The following is a 17,606-nucleotide window of genomic DNA, read 5'->3' as shown; positions in this document are numbered from 1 at the left end:
AGTCAGCTGTGCCGGGGTGGGACGACGAAATTTTATTAGAAAAATTAGATTTCTGTCCCACTCCCTTGTCTATGTTTTTATTTTCTTAGTTAGTCTTTAATTTTATAATCTTTTTTAAATGCATTATGTTTGGCACCTTTGATATCTTTATTTGTCTCCGGATCAAAACCTTGGACTACAATTCCTGTAGTCATGCTGATTGGTTGAACTACATAAGTATGTTTTGGATCATCTTTAAATTTAACTTCTTTATAAAACAAACCTTTTTTAGCACTGTACAGTGTTTCTTCAGATTTAATTTTCTCTGTCAAATTTTGATCTTCCATATAATGATCAACCAATTCTAAGTGTTTATGCCCTTGGTATGTTCTCATGGCAAAGAATAATACAATTGAAATTATAAGCGCTACAAGTAATACACCCATAATTTTAAGAAATGTCTTCATTTATAATCTCCTCTGGTTAACGCGATATCTTTCTATAGTAAAGTAAGTCATTAACTTAATATGTAAGTTATATCTTACTCAAATCATTAATATTCGCTCATTCAAATTGATAATAGTAATAGTATGACTGATTATAATACAATTATAAAGCGTTATAACTGTTTTGTAACAAAATCTCCTTATATTTCAGAGCAACCCAAACATCAAGTTAACATTTCTTAATATCATTTAATACATAAATTCTATTTCAAGTTTAGTCGAATTGATTTAAAGACTATAATCTTTATATGAATTCAAGTAATTAAGACGTACGGAATGTTATAGTATTAAATTTTTACTTATTTAATAAGATAATAGTTAAAAAATAGTATAAAAAGCTATATCTAAAGGTGCGCAACCGTTCCTTGACAATGAATGGTGTTCATAATATGGTTAAATTTCAAAAGGGGTGATTAAATGGAGGAAAAGGACAGCTACCTAGAACAGCAACTATGCTTTCTATTTTATGTTTCTTCTAAAGAAATTATTAAGAAGTATACTTCTCATTTAAAAGAGTATGATTTAACATATACAGGTTATATTGTCTTACTCGCAATTAAGGTGGACGAAAAAATTAATATTAAGACGCTTGATGAGCGTGTCTTTTTAGATTCTGGAACACTTACACCTTTGTTAAAAAAACTTGAGAAAAAAGGTTATGTAACAAGAACTCGTGAGATTGATGACGAACGTAACTTACAAATTGCACTTACTGATAAAGGGACAAACGTGCAAGAACCGCTTTCAAAAGTTTCAAAAAAAGTTTTTAGTGAATTCGATATGGACATAGATGAAGCTATAGACTTAAAAGATACATTGCAAAAATTTGTTAATAAACATTTCTCGAAAGATATTTAAATCATATGGGGTTTGTTGAGGTTAAATGGGACAATGTAATACATACATAACATTTTTATCTTCGACTCACCTCTTTTTAATCCTACTTACTACAATACCCACTTACTTACTTTACTCCTGAAACTTAACTATCCAACGCTTGTTATAAAGCATTCTCTACATCTTAACGTTTCATTTTAAAATGTTTCAACTTTCATGCTAAAATAATGTGAATACAATGATTAATAGTTTGACTTTGATTTTCTTTGACTATTTTATTATAATGTATTTGTAAGGTAAACTAAGTATTCACCTTTATTTTATACTTTTTATAACTTAAACTTCAATTCCATTCGATTAAATATAATAATTAAACTACGCTGAGGAGAGATGTAGCATGACTTTTGAAAATAAAAATTTTAACAATCCGTTTATCGATGTAAATCCAGGTGATTTATTCAGAGATTTTGGAAAACAAATTTTCGAACAATTTCCTGGCAATGAGAGTATTAAATCAGATATTAAAGAATTAGACAACGCCTATATCGTTGAAGCTGAACTTCCAGGTATTAAAAAAGAAAATATTAGTTTAGAATTTGAAAATAATTTGCTAACGATTGAAGGTAAACAAATTGTCGAAGTTCAAGATGAAAACGACACTAAACGTGCAGTACACCAAGAACGTAACCATAGTGATTTGAGCCGCCAATTCCCATTTGAAAATGTTGATGATAGTAGTATCAAAGCTTCTTATGAAAATGGCCTACTCACTGTAACGTTGCCTAAAAAAGAGCAAAAAGAACAACCGAAATCAAACATCAAAATAGACTAAACATTCAAAAATAATAAATAGACTAAACATTCAAAAATAATAAATAGCGCTACATTTCCAATTTATGGTAATGTAGCGCTATTTGTTTTCTTATTTTTTTCTATATTTAAGAAATCAGTCTCAAATTGTCTTTTTTTACGATATGTAGCATGGTAATGATGCCAATAACACCAAAGAATACTAAAAATATAAATGCTAAATGGCTTGTACCAGTCATCATTGTGACATAAGATATGACAATTGGAGGGAAGAAACCACCAAGTCCGCCCATCATTGAAACAATACCATTCGCTGCTCCTGATTCTTTGGCAAAATAGAATGGAACGAGTTTGAACACGAGACCATTACCAGTACCTGCACATATACTAATAAGTAAACAACCGATTGTAAACAATAATATATGACTTGAAAACCCTAAAATAATTGCACCTATAATCATAAATACAAAATCTATCATTAATAAAATAACTGCATTAAATTTATCTCCTAAAATCCCACCTAATGGCCTTAAAAAAGTGGCTAACGCGATAAAGATACCAGATCTAATACCAGCATCTACTTCACTAATACCAAAGTTTTGAACTAAAAAATTCGGTAAAAATAATCCAAACGCTACAAAAGCACCAAATGTAATAAAATACCATAATGATAAATAATAAAGCTTAAGATCTTTCATTAATTTTTTAGACTGCTTAACTAGTGGCACCTTTATTTTTTTCTCATTCGCATCACCCAGAAGAAACATTAAAATTGCAAATAAGACAATAACAATCAAATAGCCTCTAACTGTCGTTTGCCATCCAATCATACCTGCAATAACTGGAGCTAAAAATGAAGAAATTGCAGTACCAATGTTCCCCATACCATATATTCCATTAGCAAGTCCTACTCTTTCTTTAGGAAAATATTTAGGAATTGATGTGACACCGACTGAGAAAATTGCGCCCCCAACACCTAAGAAGAAACCAGAAGCCATTAACATGCCCGGCGTTTGGGCTTGGCTTAAAAAGTAAATAGGAAATAATAGAATAATAAAGCTACAGAAAAACACCCATTTAGCACCAATAATATTAGTTAAATATCCAAATGGCACTCTTAAAATAGAACCCAATATAACGGGTATTGCTAAAATAATTGAAAGTTGATTCCCCGTGATATTAATATCTTGGGAGATAAAAGGCATTAATGGAGATATAATACTCCATGCCATAAATCCAACTACAAGACTTAGCGTTTGTAAGCTAAGTTGGAAACCACCACTTGCTTTGTTCATTCATTTCACCTTCATTTTCATCTATTTAATTTCAATGATTAAATAGCCAGTATTTCGCAGTTACTCTATAATTAAAAAATATGGATATTATTTAATATTTATGAAAGTTCAAACTGGTGTAATATAAACGAATTGAAAATTGCTTTTTGTTTACAAAATACTAGCTACACTTTCATTTTATGTTTATTGTGAAAAAATTAACATAAGGATTATCCCTTAAGTTAATGTGTGGTTTCCCCTATATTCATCAACCATTATTATTACTTTATATTTTGGTTTCACAGCACAGTAAATAAATCTTTTATAAAAAAAGTTAGCACGAAAAAATGACTGAATAGAACAATCATTTTTCGCGCTAACACTATATTGATGAATCTATGTGATTTAAAAGTCGACTAGTTTTTTCTTCATTGCATATTCAACTAATTCAGGTTTTGTTTTTAAGTCTAGTTTTTGCATGATATGTGTTTTATGTGCTTCCACCGTTTTGACAGAGACGAATAACTTTTGAGCGATGTCTTTATTGCCATATCCCTTTGCAATTAAAGGCAAAATCTCGATTTCTCTTTTAGATAAAATTTTAAATGGATCATTACTCGCTTGAGTATCTTGAAACGAATTGTTAACGAATTCGTTTACTAGCGATGTTGTGAGTTTCATATCTACGTAAGTTTCACCTTGGTAAACGGTTCTTATAGCCAATAAAAGCTGTTCATCTGGAGCATTTTTTAAAATGTAGCCTTTGGCGCCATTCCTTAATACATGAAATAAATATTCCTCATCGTCAAACATCGTTAATATCAATATCTTTGTTTCTGGAAAACTCTCAGATATCTTACTTGTTGCAATAAGCCCTGATTCACCCGGTGGCATGCTTAAGTCCATAATTAAAACATCTGGCTTGTATTCCATTACTTTCTGGTACGCTTCTACACCATCAGCTGCCGTCCCAACGACTTCCATATCTTCTTGATAGTTTAAAATCATAGAAAATCCTGTGCGCACAACAGCATGATCATCTGCTATCACTATTCTCAAAATTAATTTCTCCTTATTCCCTTATATTGGAACTTCTAATGTAACGATAGTACCTCTATCAATCTGTGTATCTATACTTACTTCTGCATTAACGAGTTCTGCGCGTTCATTCATACCATAAAGTCCTAACCCGGTACCTTGTGGTTGATCTGTTTTAATAAAGCCTTTGCCTCTATCTATAATTTCTGCAATTAATTTATAGTCGTTTACATGCAAATCAATATCAACAGTATCTACACCAGCATATTTTATTGCGTTAAACAATGCCTCTTGAACAACACGATATACGACTGTTTCAATCTCACTATCAAAGCGATGTGAAGCTAGATTAGAGTGATATTCTATGCGTATGCCATAATTGGCTTCAACTTGTTTGAAATAGGTTTTAAATGCTGCATCTAAACCTAAATCATCCAAGGATGACGGCCGCAATTCAACAGATAAATTACGAATATCATCTATCAATTTGGACATTAATCCTTCTATTCGCTTAGAATTATCTACCAAAGTTCGCATTTCTCTATGGTATTTTAGCAGCCGTAATTCCACATCGATGTTTAACATTTCTTGTACGAGACTGTCATGCAATTCACGTGATATTCTTTTTCTTTCATTTTCTTGTGCAGATATCGTTTTTTGCATCATTTTTCGCTGATACATCTTGTCATGACGCTCTATTTGAGGTGAAACATTTTGTAATGTAAATGCTTTAATATCTTTTGTTTCATCAATAGTTTGATATGTCGCTGTAAAAGGTTCAACTGTACCACGCGTCGTTTTCATAAATACTTGAAAACTTGTATTTCCAACTGAATCAGCTTCTAAAAAGCAATTTGTACATGATTGTAAATCATATTCATTTGTATACCCATCACAGCGACTACATATCGTATTAGTCATTTCTTGGTAGTCATTATCCGGTGAAATAATATCATGGGCTGCTTTATTCATCGCTATCACTTGACCATATTTATCAACAAATACTATTTTTTCAGTTGTATTATTAAAATATTGAACTAACAATTGGTCTATATTTTCCACTTGATTCGTTTTCATAAAATCACCTAGTCTTCTTCATTAAAAACACCCAATTTATTTACGATTGAAATAGAGTGACATGTTTGAGGTAGTGGTCTATTATTTCTTTGACCTAATAATAGCACACCATAAACGTGATTTTCATACCATAATGGTATTGCCATCACTGCTGTTAGCCGTTCACATAATATTATTGGATATTTGTGTTTTTCGCTCGGTAAGAGAAATTGATTGATATCTTCTATCACCATTCGCTTACCTGTTTTCATCACATTTCCTGCAATTCCTTTACCTATTCTAAGCACAATAAGTTTATAGCGAGAATTGGTACTTCCAGATACATAATTCCATTTTATCGGTGACAATTGGTTTTCATCTTTGTAAAATGCCAATCCTGCAAAATCAAAACCTTCTTCAATACGTAGCGTGTCTAAAACGGCTTGATAATTCACTTGTTCATTAAAAGATAATAGGCTCAATCTTTCGCCTCCATTCACACTTTATGCTTTCGATAAATAATGTAACTACGGCTCACATAAGTTAGTGGTACACTCCACACATGAACTAATCTAGTAAACGGCCAAAAAGCCATAATCACAAACCCTAGAAGTATATGCATCTTAAACGCGAGTGGTACATGCGTCATTAATGTAGCATCAGGTGAAAACATAAATAGTTGTCTAAACCATATTGAAATTGTCTCTCTATAATCAAATGTTGGTATCGTTGCATTTGTTACTAAAGTAGCATAGCAGCCCATGAAAACAATAATTAGAAGTAAAAAATTCACAATAATATCTGAGGCAGAACTCAATTTTCTAATGTTCTTTTTAGTTACACGGCGTGCGGTTAGCAACAACATACCTATCATAGTTATTATACCAAATATACTCCCAATATACACTGCTCCTATATGATACAAGTGATCATTAACACCGACTGCTGATAACCAAGATGCAGGTATAACTAAGCCTACAAAATGCCCCATAGCTACGGGAATTATGCCTAAATGGAACATGAGACTGCCCCATTTCAATTGTTTCTTTTCAATAAATTCACTAGATTTAGCAGTCCATGAAAATTTATCAAATTTATATCGTGCGATGTGCCCAATTAAAAAAATAGCTACGCAAAGATAAGGTACAATCACCCATAGAAATTGATTAAACATTTGTCTTCACCTCTGATACAGGTTCGATGCACGCTTTCAAAGTAGCTCTTAATCCTTTGATTAAGTAATAATATGGGCTATCTTTTTCTTTTAATTGTTGTGCCATCGCATAAGTACCATCTTCAATAATCATGATGATAAATTCAATATTTCCTTGTGCGCGTGAATCATTTTGCCATTGTGCGACATATAAAAACTCTAGCATTAAAGGTAAATAATCTGGCAATTCATTGGCTGCCATTTCCAATCCAAACATCTCATATAATACTTTTAATTTAGCGAGTAACTGTCCACGTTCCTTTTGTGTATCAAATTTATTATAAGTCATATAAAGTGGTGCCTTTTTATTAAAATCAAATGTGTCTGAATACAATTGTTTAATTTCTAACAGGCTGAGTTCATGCATCTTTTCACGATAAATTAATAAATCATCAAACGCTGGATGTCCCAAATCAATAACTTCTTCAAATGTTTTCGGATGAAATGTCAATTTTTCAGGAAATTCCAACTGTTGAGCTAAGTAACCAAAAGTTTCTTGATAATAATAATACTGCGTTAGATTAATCACGGAAAATCCCTCCATAGAAATTTTCGTTGTATATCTCTTGTCCTGATTTTTCAGATGCTGTACCCACAGGAACACCACATCCTTCACAATTAGAACCGAAGTATTCTCCACCATAACCTTGGCTACCTTGAGCACGATACGTATCTATATAGTCTTCTTTATGAGATGTTGGAATTACAAAGCGATCCTCATATTTCGCTATAGCTAATAAACGATACATATCTTTTGTTTGGCGTTCAGTTAATCCAAGTCTTGATAATTTATCAATATCAAATGGTTTGTTTGTCACTTCTGCACGCATATAACTTCTCATAATTGCCATACGTTGTAACGCTATTTTAATTGATTCTGTATCTCCAGCAGTAAATAAATTTGCTAAATATTGAATTGGTAATCTCATTTCTTCAATTGCTGGGAATATCATATCAGGATTTCTATTTGCATCTGTTGCCGTTTGTCCTTCAAAATAACTCATAATTGGACTCAATGGTGGACAATACCAAACCATTGGCATAGTGCGATATTCAGGATGCAATGGAAACGCAAGTTTATATTCAATAGCGAGTTTGTAAACTGGTGAATTTTGAGCTGCCTCAATCCATTCCATTGAAACACCATCTTTTTGTGCTTGTTCAATCACTGATTCATCATATGGATTTAAGAATAAATCGAGTTGTTTTTCATATAAATCTTGTTCGTTTTCTGCACTAGCCGCTTCTTCAACTCTGTCGGCATCGTATAGTAAAACACCTAAATATCTCATACGACCAGTACACGTTTCAGAACATACTGTAGGCGTGCCTGCTTCAATACGTGGAAAACAAAATGTACACTTCTCTGCTTTATTGGTTTTCCAGTTAAAATAAACTTTTTTATATGGGCAACCTGTCATACAATATCTCCAACCACGACAAGCCTCTTGATCGACTAGCACAATACCATCTTCGTCTCGTTTATACATTGCACCAGAAGGACATGAAGCAACACAACTCGGGTTCAAACAATGCTCGCATAATCTTGGTAGATACATCATAAAGGTTTCATCGAATTTAAATTTAATATCTTCTTCAATACGTTGAATATTAGGGTCTTCTGGCCCAGTAACGTGCCCCCCTGCTAAATCATCTTCCCAGTTAGGTCCCCAATTCAAATCTAATTTCTCACCTGATATTAGAGAATGTGCTTTAGCGACTGGCGAATGATTACCTGCTTTAGCTGTCGTAAGGTGTTCATAATTATACGTCCACGGCTCATAGTAATCTTTAATCACTGGCATATCAGGATTATAAAATATTTTCCCTAATGCTATTTTTGACCATTTACTACCAGATTTAAGTTCTAGTTTTCCTTTTTTATTTAAGTACCATCCACCTTTATACTGTTCTTGGTCTTCCCATCTTTTGGGATAGCCAATACCTGGCTTAGTTTCTACATTGTTAAACCACATATATTCAGCTCCGGGTCGGTTTGTCCATGTACTCTTACAAGTGACACTACAAGTATGACAACCTATACATTTATCTAAGTTTAATACCATTGCGATCTGTGCTTTAATCTTCAAGCCAGTCAACCTCCTTCAGTTTTCTAACAGCTACATAAACATCTCTTTGATTTCCAATAGGACCATAATAATTAAAGTGATAACTGATTTGTGCATAACCACCTACAAGTTGTGTTGGCTTTAAATGTATTCGTGTTGGTGCATTATGAGAACCACCTCTTGTTTCTGTAATTTCAGAACCTGGGGTTTCAATATGCTTATCTTGAGCGTGATACATAAACATCGTTCCTCTTGGCATACGGTGTGACACAACTGCTCGAGCAGTTACTACTCCGTTTCTGTTATAGACTTCTAACCATTGATTGTCTGCAATATCATGTGCTTTTGCATCCTCTTTTGAAATCCAAACCGTTGGACCACCTCTAAACAGTGTCAACATATGTTGGTTGTCTTGATAAGTAGAATGGATATTCCATTTACCATGTGGGGTTAAGTAGCGTAATACGAGTGTTTGATCATCCATCGAGACATGCTTATCCCTTGTCCCAAATACCATTGGCGGTAAAGTTGGTTTATAGACAGGTAAGTTTTCTCCAAATTGTTGGAATATTTCATGATCAATATAATAACTTTGACGTCCTGTTAATGTTCTAAATGGTACTAAACGTTCAATATTTGTTGTAAAAGGTGAATAACGCTGTCCATTTTTATTTGAACCAGGGAACACTGCAGTTGGAATAACTTCTCTTGGTTGGGCCGTCATATTTAAAAACGTTATTTTTTCTGATGCACGTTCACTAGAAATATCTTTTAATGGCATGCCTGTTTGTTGTTCTAAATCTTCATAAGATTTTTGTGATAATTTGCCATTTGTAGCTGAAGACAAATTCAATACAGCATCTGCTGCACGTCTTGCAGTATCTATTCTAGGTCTACCGTTTCTCACTGAATCTTCTTTGTCATCATTCCAAGTACCGACCATATGTTTCAGCTCTTCATATTGTTCTGACACTGTAAAACTCACACCATGAGCACCCACTTTAGCTTTTTCTAATAAAGGCCCTAGTGTGACATATTTATCAAATATTTTTGTATAATCTCTATCAACAACTGTGAAGCTTGGCATTGTCTTACCAGGAATGGCTTCTACTTCACCTTTAGTCCAGTCCTTTACAATACCATTCACATTCGATATTTCTTGTTGCGTATCATGAGCTAAAGGTGTAGTTACGACATCTTTGTATACGCCTGTAAGGTGTTTTTTCGCAGTTTCTGACACTTCTTTACTTAAAGATTTGAAAATATCCCAATCTGAACGCGATTCCCATAAAGGATCGATTGCCGGATTAAATGGATGTACAAAAGGATGCATATCCGTAGAGGATAAGTCATGCTTCTCATACCATGTCGCAGCTGGCAAGACAATGTCTGAGTAAAGTGGTGTCGAAGTCATTCTAAAATCTAGTGACACAAGTAAATCTAGCTTACCTTCAGTGTCATCTCTCCATTGAATCTCTTCTGGTTTCACTTCTTCATTCGGTTCTGCCAATAGTCCAGACTTTGCACCGAGTAAATGTTTCATAAAATACTCTTGCCCTTTCGCAGAACTAGATATTAAATTAGAACGCCAGAGGAATAACGTTTTCGGATGATTCTTTTTCAAATCAGGATCTTCAATCGCAAACTCTGTATCTCTCGATTTCACAGAATCTACTGCACGTTTTAAAATCGCTTCATTATTAAATTCATTTGCCTCTCTTGCTGCTTCACCAAATGACAAACTATTTTTATTAAATTGTGGATACGAAGGCAACCAACCTAATCTGGCTGCTAGCACATTATAATCTGCTGGATGTTGGTGCTTAATATTCTCAGCTAATGGGGATTTTATACTATCCACATTAGATTCTTCATATTTCCACTGATCTGTCGCAAAATAGAACCAACTCGTGCCATTTTGTAATCTTGGTGGTCCTTGCCAATCTTTGGCGAATGCAAGTGTATTCCACCCTTCAATGGGTCTACATTTTTCTTGGCCAACATAATGCGCCCATCCGCCACCATTCACACCCTGACAGCCACATAGTAATACTAAGTTCAAGATAGAACGGTATATCGTATCTGAGTTAAACCAATGGTTAATACCTGCACCCATAATGATCATCGATTTACCCTTTGTATCAATTGCATTTTGCGCAAATTCACGCGCCACTTGCGTAACCACATCTTGTTTCACACCTGTCACTTTTTCTTGCCATGCAGGTGTATAATATGAATTTGCATCTTTATAGTCCTTCGCTTCTAATTCATGATTAAATCTTTTTATGCCATATTGACTTGTCATTAAATCATAAACTGTCGTTATATATTGTTCTTCTCCATTTGCTAGAGTAATTTTTTTAACCGCAATTGGTCGTTCAAAAATACCATTGCCCTCATTATTAAAATATGGAAATTGTATTTTTTCTAATTTAAAATAATCTTCTGCAAGACTCAGTGCCGGATCAATTTTACTACCGTCTTCATTTTCTAATTTTAAATTCCATTTTTTATCTTTTTCCCAACGTTGTCCCATTGTGCCATTTGGAACCGTTAAGTTCTGGGTGATTTTATCAAAAATGACAGGCTTCCATTCACTATGCTCTACTGTTTCACCTAAGTCATTTGCTCTTAAGAAACGACCTGCTTTAAAACCATTTTCATCTTTATCTAACATGATAATAAATGGCATATCCGTATATTGTTTTGAATAATTTATAAAATGCGCATTGGGTTGATTAACGTAATGTTCTTGCAGTATGACATGCGTCATCGCTTGCGCAAGTGCTGCATCAGAACCAGGATGTGGTGCTAACCAATTGTCTGCAAATTTCACATTCTCTGCATAATCAGGTGCAATTGACACCACTTTCGTTCCTTTATATCGAACTTCAGTCATAAAGTGTGCGTCTGGGGTACGAGTCATCGGTACATTAGAACCCCACATCATAATGTAAGATGCGTTATACCAATCACTTGATTCAGGCACGTCGGTTTGTTCACCCCAAATTTGAGGTGAAGCAGGTGGTAAATCTGCATACCAATCATAAAAACTCAGCATTTCTCCACCAAGTAAACTCACAAATCGTGCACCAGAAGCATAACTCAACATAGACATAGCAGGTATCGGGGTAAAACCAGCTATTCTATCTGGACCAAATTTTTTGATAGTATAAATAATTTGAGCAGATATGAGTTTCCCTACGTCTTTCCAATTCGTTCTCACTAATCCACCTTTGCCTCGTGCTTGTTTATATAATTTTGCTTTTTCCTCATCTTCTACGATAGATGCCCAAGCTTCTATCGTATTATTATCATGAGTTTCTAGGGCTTCTACCCAAAGTTCCCACAACTTTTTACGGATATATGGATAACGAATTCTTAAAGGACTATATTCATACCAAGAAAATGAAGCACCACGTGGGCAACCTCTAGGTTCAAATTCAGGCATATCAGGCCCACAACTTGGATAGTCTGTTTGTTGATTTTCCCATGTAATCACACCATTTTTAACAAATACTTTCCATGAGCAAGAACCTGTGCAATTCACACCATGAGTCGTTCTAACTACTTTGTCATGACTCCATCTTTCTCTATACATTTTCTCCCATTCCCGACTCTTACTTTCTAAGACCGACCAATCACCATTAAATTTTTCTGTCGGCTTAAAAAAGCTTAATCCAAATTTTTTCATTGAAAACACCCTCTCAGATCATTGCCAGTAAAATTTTTAAAGTAGGATTCTATGGTTCACTTCATTCACTGCTTAACTAAATTGTACATTTTTTCACAAATTTCAAATATTAGGGAATCACCTAATAAGCGGTGGAAATACCCTTAGTTTTTAAGTACACACTCTTGAGCAAAAGTAATTTAATGTCCTATAAATATAAAAAAGATGATCTCTATTCACTACAATAGAAATCATCTTATTTTATACTTTGGGGTTATCAATTATCTTCTGAAATCATCTTATTTTATATCCTTAGAGTGAATTTTCTCATCAAAATGCTGCATTAATTGTTGTTCTATAAACAACTGTTGACTGTGATGAAGCTCATGCTTTTCATCAGGGTTAATTAAGCACCATCCACCGTTTTCATAGATATCAAATGCTTGCTCAATTGCCTGTAAACGGGGTCCAGAAATTAAATATTTCTTACTAGCACATTTTTTCAAGGTGCTTTTAATATTTTCATAAGCTGCTATATCTCCTACAATCACTATACCAGGTGATATTTGTTCTAAATCATCAGAAACCTGCTCCGCAATTGTAGTTACCGTACCTATAATATGTTTTTCATTAAAAGAAGAAACATTAAATATGAGCAATACTGGATAATCTACTTGTGTAGTCTGATATATTTCATTCATAATTTCACTCAACCGCTTCACACCCATATAAATAGCTAACGTGCCCCCGTTTATAAGTGCTGTAACATCAACTTGCTGCTGACTATTTTTATTCAGATGCCCTGTCGTAAAAATGACACTATGGGCGACATTACGAATTGTTAATCCTAAACCTACTGAGGCCACAGCAGCACTCGCTGTTGTAATACCTGGTACAACTTCAAAATCAATACCGGCTTGTGACAATGTAACAACCTCTTCATGGACTCTACCAAAAATTGCAGGATCCCCACCCTTTAATCTAACAACACATTTATGGTGCTTTGCAGCTGAAATTAATTTTTCATTTATAACTTGTTGTTGTATATGCTTACGGTATGCTTCCTTACCCACATTTATTATTTCAATTTCTGGTCTTACTAATTGTAAAATGAATGGATTGACTAATCTGTCATACAATATGATATCTGCGCTTCGAATAAGACGTTCGGCCTTTCTTGTTAATAATTCAGGCTGCCCAGGTCCAGCACCTACGAGATATACCTTGCCATAAGTGTTTAGTGGCATATATATACAGCTCCATTATGAATTTCTACATCGTAAACATCCACACATCCAGTATCTGGTGACTGAACGAGTCCCGTTTTCAAATCTATTTTTTGATCATGCAAAGGACAATATACAAATTCACCGCTTACCGTACCTTCTGAAAGTGGTCCTTGTTTATGAGGACATACATTATGAACTGCGTGTATTTCACCTGATTCTGTTAAAAATAAACCAATTTCGATATCGTTTATGATTACCTTTTTGCCAACTAAAGGAACAAGCTCATCGACCGTTGCTACTTTTATTTTTTCTAATGCTTTCATAATTAAACTTTCTCCACTTCAAATATTTTTTGTGCTACTTCATTATTTATAATGTGTGACCATGGTTCAGCTTCTATAGCTTTTTTCGCTTCCATAATACGATTGAACAAATCGTCTTGTCTTTCTTGATTTAATAAAACTGCTTTAACGTTTTCAAAACCTAATCGCTGTATCCACGGTGCAGTACGTTCTGCATAAATACCAGTCTCTCTATAATATTGCATCATCGCACCACATAATTTAATGACCTCATCTTCTGTTTCGACGGTAGTTAAATGTATCCCCTCTGTTACGTCCGTACCGCCATTGCCCCCAATATAAATTTGAAAGCCATTTTCAACGCTGATAACACCAAAGTCTTTAACACCAGATTCTACACAGCTTCTTGGACAACCAGAGACACCCATTTTAAACTTATGTGGCGTGTCGATGTATTCGAATGTCTTTTCTAAACGAATACCTAATTGCGTAGTATATTGCGTACCAAATCGGCAAAATTCCTTACCTACACAACTTTTAACTGAGCGTGTCTTTTTCGCATATGCTGAAGCTGAACGCATACCTAAATCTGACCATATTTGTGGTAGTAATTCTTTTTTAACACCATACAACCCTATACGTTGAGAACCTGTCACTTTCACTAATGGCACATCATATTTTTTAGCAACTTCTCCTAACCGAATTAACTGATCTGCATTCGTAACACCACTGCGCATTTGGGGAATCACAGAAAATGTACCGTCATTTTGAATGTTGGCATGATAGCGTTCATTTGCAAAACGTGACTCAATTTCATCATTATGCTCAAATGGATAAACCATATTCAAATAATAATTAATAGCTGGTCTACACTTTGGACAACCCGACTTATCATTAAAATTGAGTGCATAACCTACTTCCTTAGACGTTTTCAATCCTTTTGCTCTTATCTGAGTAACAATTTGATCACGCGTGAGCTCAGTACATGCACATATACCAGATGGTTTAGAAGCAACAAAATCATCACCTAATGTATACTCTAAAATCTGACCAATTTGCCCTTTACACTTACCACATGAATTGCCAGCTTTTGTTTCTTTTGTGACTGCTTCTACACTAGTAAGACCATGCTCATTAATTGCACTCACAATCTTTCCTTTGCTGACACCATTGCATCCACAAACTGTCTCATCATCTGACATGGCGGCAATACTTATTTCACTCGTTTCTCCGCCTTTATGCATAAGTGAAACCATCGTGTAATCCTCTAATGGTTCTTGTTTTTTCATCATATTAAAAAATCTAGGACCATCATCAATATCTCCATATAAGACTGCTCCGACAATGCTTTCATCTTTTAGAAACACTTTCTTATAATGTTTATTAACACTGTCAAAAACCTCTACACCTTGGATATCTATATCTTCTTTAATTTGACCAGCACTATATAAATCACAACCCGAAACTTTTAAAGAAGTAAATGTTGTGGAACCTCTATAGCCTTCTGTTTCTCGACCGGTTAAATGGTCTGCCAATACTTTACCCTGCTCATATAATGGCGCAACTAATCCATATACTTTACCATTGTGTTCTGCACATTCACCAACTGCAAAAATAGCTCCATCACTCGTTTGCATATAATCATTAACGACAATGCCTCTATTCACTTTTAAGCCACTTGACTGCGCAACTTGTGTATACGGTCGAATACCAACTGCCATGACCACTAAATCTGCTGCTAATGTTGTACCATCCGCTAACAAAACACCGGTAACATCTTCTTGTCCAAGTATTTCTTGTGTACTTGCCTGCAATTTAAAGTGCATTCCTTGTGCTTCTAAATCTGCTTTCAACATATCTGCAGCCTTTTTATCTAATTGCATTTCCATAAGCCATTCAGCAAGATGTACCACAGTAACTTCCATACCTTGATCCATTAATCCACGTGCACATTCTAATCCCAGCAAACCACCGCCGATTACGATAGCACGCTGCTTTGTTTTAGCAATTTCAATCATACGCTCAGTGTCTTCAATCGTTCTCCAACCTATTACACTCGATAAAGATGCACCTGGTATAGGTAATACAAAGGCACTCGAACCAGTAGCAAATATACAAATATCATAATTACATCTAAGGCCATCAGCTGTAATCACTTGTTTAAGTTCTCGATTAACCTCTACTACTGGATCATTTGTAATAAGCTGAATATCATTGTCTTTATACCACTCAAATGGATTCATAATGGTCTCATCCACTGTCATCTTTTTCTGCAATATATTTGATAACATAATTCGATTGTAATTTGGATATGGTTCCTTACCTATAATCGTTATGTTATATTGCTGTGCATCACGTTCTAATATTTCTTCAATCGTGCGTATGCCCGCCATGCCATTACCAATCATTACTAACTGCTTTTTAGACATTGTCTTCCTCCTCATACTCTTCATTTAAAAATGCTTGTACCGCTTTTGATAGTTGTTTCACTCCGCTACGATTTGTACCATTTGATCTAAAATGAATACTTATGTCTTTGTATTTTATTTCGCACATGTTGTAAAAATCAGATTGCGCTTTATCACCTATATGGTTAACAAGTTGATAACGCTTCGCATCTTGCTTAATTAGATGATTAACATCTTCATCATCTGTTGCAGCAAAAATAATATCCGCATATTTAATATCTTCGCTGTCATAACACTTCGTAAACAACTTCATTTTAGGATATTCAATTTCAAAAAATTCCGGTAAAAATTTTTTGCTTATAATAACTAGCGACTGTATGTCTTCCTTAATAAGCTGTTGTACTTTTCTGTACGCAACTTTACCTGCGCCAATCACTACAACACGCTTATCTGACAAGTTGAGTTGAATTGGATACACTTTCAAACACCTCTAATTGTTTAATTCTTTCTGTAATCATCGTTGAGAGCAAAGGGTCAAAATTAATAGCTGCTGTATAATGTATATTACAACCATCATTCATTTGTGCTATATGATGTTTTGCTTTGTTTACCAAAAAGCCGTCATAGAAAAATATGGGTACAATCAATATGTCTGTATTATTTTTTAAATAGTGCAGTAAGTTAAAGCGATAATTGTAGTCACCATATAATGTCATCATAGAAATAGGTATTTCAAACACGTCACAGTCTTGAGTTAACTGCCATAAAGCAATATCAGGATGACGATAACGTTCGCTGCCATGAGCCATTAAAATAATGTGCTGTATTTTAGGATGACTTTTAACTTTAAATAAAATTTTCTGTTTAACTAGCGTTGTCATTAATTTATGTGTGCCAAGTGGCTCAGCAATTTTATATTTAATATGTGGATATTTATTCTCATAAAGTTTTAAAATCATAGGAATATCTTCTAAATAATGCTTTGCTGGAAAAAGTAAAAGTGGAATGATATTAAAACTTTTAGTACCCTGTTGAATACGTGTGTCTAGTACTTGTTCAAGACTTTGATTTTTACTTTCTAAGAAAGCAATATGATAATCACGTACGTTACGACTTACCAATTGCTCCAAAAAATGATGAAGTACTTCATTTTGTTTCCCTTTATTCATGCCATGAATAACAAGTATATAATCAGTCATATGATCCCCCTTT

Annotated in this window: 16 protein-coding genes; 2 read left to right on the top strand and 14 right to left on the bottom strand. The window is 34.2% G+C overall.

The window, feature by feature from the left end; genetic code table 11:
* Positions 1-89 precede the first annotated feature (89 nt).
* Positions 90-446, bottom strand: coding sequence for a DUF3139 domain-containing protein (locus tag SOJ_RS04025; RefSeq protein ID WP_002506814.1), 357 nt, complete (start codon positions 444-446; stop codon positions 90-92).
* A gap of 456 nt (positions 447-902) precedes the next feature.
* On the opposite strand from SOJ_RS04025, the gene SOJ_RS04020 reads away from it, so the two are divergent.
* Both SOJ_RS04020 and SOJ_RS04015 read left to right on the top strand, forming a co-directional pair.
* On the top strand, positions 903-1,343 hold the full coding sequence (locus SOJ_RS04020) for a MarR family winged helix-turn-helix transcriptional regulator (RefSeq protein WP_002506813.1): 441 nt from the start codon (positions 903-905) through the stop codon (positions 1,341-1,343).
* A gap of 376 nt (positions 1,344-1,719) precedes the next feature.
* A complete protein-coding gene (locus SOJ_RS04015) occupies positions 1,720-2,154 on the top strand; it encodes an Hsp20/alpha crystallin family protein (protein WP_002506812.1) in 435 nt (144 codons plus the stop codon).
* Positions 2,155-2,260: 106 nt separating this feature from the next.
* Here the strand turns inward: SOJ_RS04015 and SOJ_RS04010 are convergent, their stop codons facing one another.
* The 13 genes from SOJ_RS04010 to SOJ_RS03950 form a co-directional block, all read right to left on the bottom strand.
* On the bottom strand, positions 2,261-3,427 hold the full coding sequence (locus tag SOJ_RS04010) for a nitrate/nitrite transporter (protein WP_002506811.1): 1,167 nt from the start codon (positions 3,425-3,427) through the stop codon (positions 2,261-2,263).
* A gap of 384 nt (positions 3,428-3,811) precedes the next feature.
* Positions 3,812-4,465, bottom strand: coding sequence for a nitrate respiration regulation response regulator NreC (nreC, locus tag SOJ_RS04005; RefSeq protein ID WP_002506810.1), 654 nt, complete (start codon positions 4,463-4,465; stop codon positions 3,812-3,814).
* Positions 4,466-4,486: 21 nt separating this feature from the next.
* Positions 4,487-5,521: a sensor histidine kinase gene (locus SOJ_RS04000; protein WP_002506809.1), complete on the bottom strand. Its 1,035-nt coding sequence runs from the start codon at positions 5,519-5,521 to the stop codon at positions 4,487-4,489.
* Positions 5,522-5,529: 8 nt separating this feature from the next.
* Positions 5,530-5,982 (bottom strand): nitrate respiration regulation accessory nitrate sensor NreA, encoded by a 453-nt coding sequence (gene nreA, locus SOJ_RS03995; protein WP_002506808.1) that lies wholly within the window; start codon positions 5,980-5,982, stop codon positions 5,530-5,532.
* A gap of 14 nt (positions 5,983-5,996) precedes the next feature.
* Positions 5,997-6,674, bottom strand: coding sequence for a respiratory nitrate reductase subunit gamma (gene narI / locus SOJ_RS03990; RefSeq protein WP_002506807.1), 678 nt, complete (start codon positions 6,672-6,674; stop codon positions 5,997-5,999).
* The gene (narJ, locus tag SOJ_RS03985) at positions 6,667-7,242 is read right to left on the bottom strand and encodes a nitrate reductase molybdenum cofactor assembly chaperone (protein WP_002506806.1); all 576 of its coding nucleotides are present in this window, start codon (positions 7,240-7,242) and stop codon (positions 6,667-6,669) included. The genes narI and narJ overlap by 8 nt, the downstream gene beginning before the upstream one ends.
* Entirely contained in the window at positions 7,235-8,803 is a 1,569-nt protein-coding gene (gene narH / locus SOJ_RS03980; protein WP_002511493.1) for a nitrate reductase subunit beta, read from the bottom strand. The genes narJ and narH overlap by 8 nt, the downstream gene beginning before the upstream one ends.
* On the bottom strand, positions 8,793-12,476 hold the full coding sequence (locus tag SOJ_RS03975; protein WP_002506804.1) for a nitrate reductase subunit alpha: 3,684 nt from the start codon (positions 12,474-12,476) through the stop codon (positions 8,793-8,795). The genes narH and SOJ_RS03975 overlap by 11 nt, the downstream gene beginning before the upstream one ends.
* 278 nt (positions 12,477-12,754) lie before the next feature.
* Complete coding sequence (gene cobA / locus SOJ_RS03970; RefSeq protein WP_002506803.1) at positions 12,755-13,702, bottom strand: uroporphyrinogen-III C-methyltransferase; 948 nt, start codon at positions 13,700-13,702, stop codon at positions 12,755-12,757.
* Entirely contained in the window at positions 13,693-14,007 is a 315-nt protein-coding gene (nirD, locus tag SOJ_RS03965) for a nitrite reductase small subunit NirD (RefSeq protein WP_002506802.1), read from the bottom strand. The genes cobA and nirD overlap by 10 nt, the downstream gene beginning before the upstream one ends.
* A gap of 2 nt (positions 14,008-14,009) precedes the next feature.
* Positions 14,010-16,415, bottom strand: a complete 2,406-nt coding sequence (gene nirB, locus SOJ_RS03960; RefSeq protein WP_002506801.1) for a nitrite reductase large subunit NirB — start codon at positions 16,413-16,415, stop codon at positions 14,010-14,012.
* Complete coding sequence (locus SOJ_RS03955) at positions 16,408-16,872, bottom strand: precorrin-2 dehydrogenase/sirohydrochlorin ferrochelatase family protein (protein WP_002506800.1); 465 nt, start codon at positions 16,870-16,872, stop codon at positions 16,408-16,410. Before SOJ_RS03955 ends, nirB begins: the two co-directional genes overlap by 8 nt.
* A complete protein-coding gene (locus tag SOJ_RS03950; protein ID WP_002506799.1) occupies positions 16,841-17,593 on the bottom strand; it encodes a sirohydrochlorin chelatase in 753 nt (250 codons plus the stop codon). The genes SOJ_RS03955 and SOJ_RS03950 overlap by 32 nt, the downstream gene beginning before the upstream one ends.
* Between the last annotated feature and the right edge of the window lie 13 nt (positions 17,594-17,606).

Origin of the sequence: Staphylococcus sp. OJ82, assembly GCF_000294465.1 — a bacterium.
GTDB lineage: Bacteria > Bacillota > Bacilli > Staphylococcales > Staphylococcaceae > Staphylococcus > Staphylococcus equorum.
Note: the sequence above shows the minus strand (reverse complement) of the source record. Positions and strands in the feature narration are given on the sequence as shown.

Excerpts from the sequence above, each read along its gene's own strand:
- SOJ_RS04020 (WP_002506813.1), top strand. The coding sequence starts at position 903 with ATGGAGGAAAAGGACAGCTACCTAGAACAGCAACTATGCTTTCTATTT.
- SOJ_RS04000 (WP_002506809.1), bottom strand. The coding sequence starts at position 5,521 with ATGAAAACGAATCAAGTGGAAAATATAGACCAATTGTTAGTTCAATAT.
- nirD (WP_002506802.1), bottom strand. The coding sequence starts at position 14,007 with ATGAAAGCATTAGAAAAAATAAAAGTAGCAACGGTCGATGAGCTTGTT.
- SOJ_RS03950 (WP_002506799.1), bottom strand. The coding sequence starts at position 17,593 with ATGACTGATTATATACTTGTTATTCATGGCATGAATAAAGGGAAACAA.
- SOJ_RS04025 (WP_002506814.1), bottom strand. The coding sequence starts at position 446 with ATGAAGACATTTCTTAAAATTATGGGTGTATTACTTGTAGCGCTTATA.
- narI (WP_002506807.1), bottom strand. The coding sequence starts at position 6,674 with ATGTTTAATCAATTTCTATGGGTGATTGTACCTTATCTTTGCGTAGCT.
- SOJ_RS04010 (WP_002506811.1), bottom strand. The coding sequence starts at position 3,427 with ATGAACAAAGCAAGTGGTGGTTTCCAACTTAGCTTACAAACGCTAAGT.
- SOJ_RS04015 (WP_002506812.1), top strand. The coding sequence starts at position 1,720 with ATGACTTTTGAAAATAAAAATTTTAACAATCCGTTTATCGATGTAAAT.
- cobA (WP_002506803.1), bottom strand. The coding sequence starts at position 13,702 with ATGCCACTAAACACTTATGGCAAGGTATATCTCGTAGGTGCTGGACCT.
- SOJ_RS03975 (WP_002506804.1), bottom strand. The coding sequence starts at position 12,476 with ATGAAAAAATTTGGATTAAGCTTTTTTAAGCCGACAGAAAAATTTAAT.
- nirB (WP_002506801.1), bottom strand. The coding sequence starts at position 16,415 with ATGTCTAAAAAGCAGTTAGTAATGATTGGTAATGGCATGGCGGGCATA.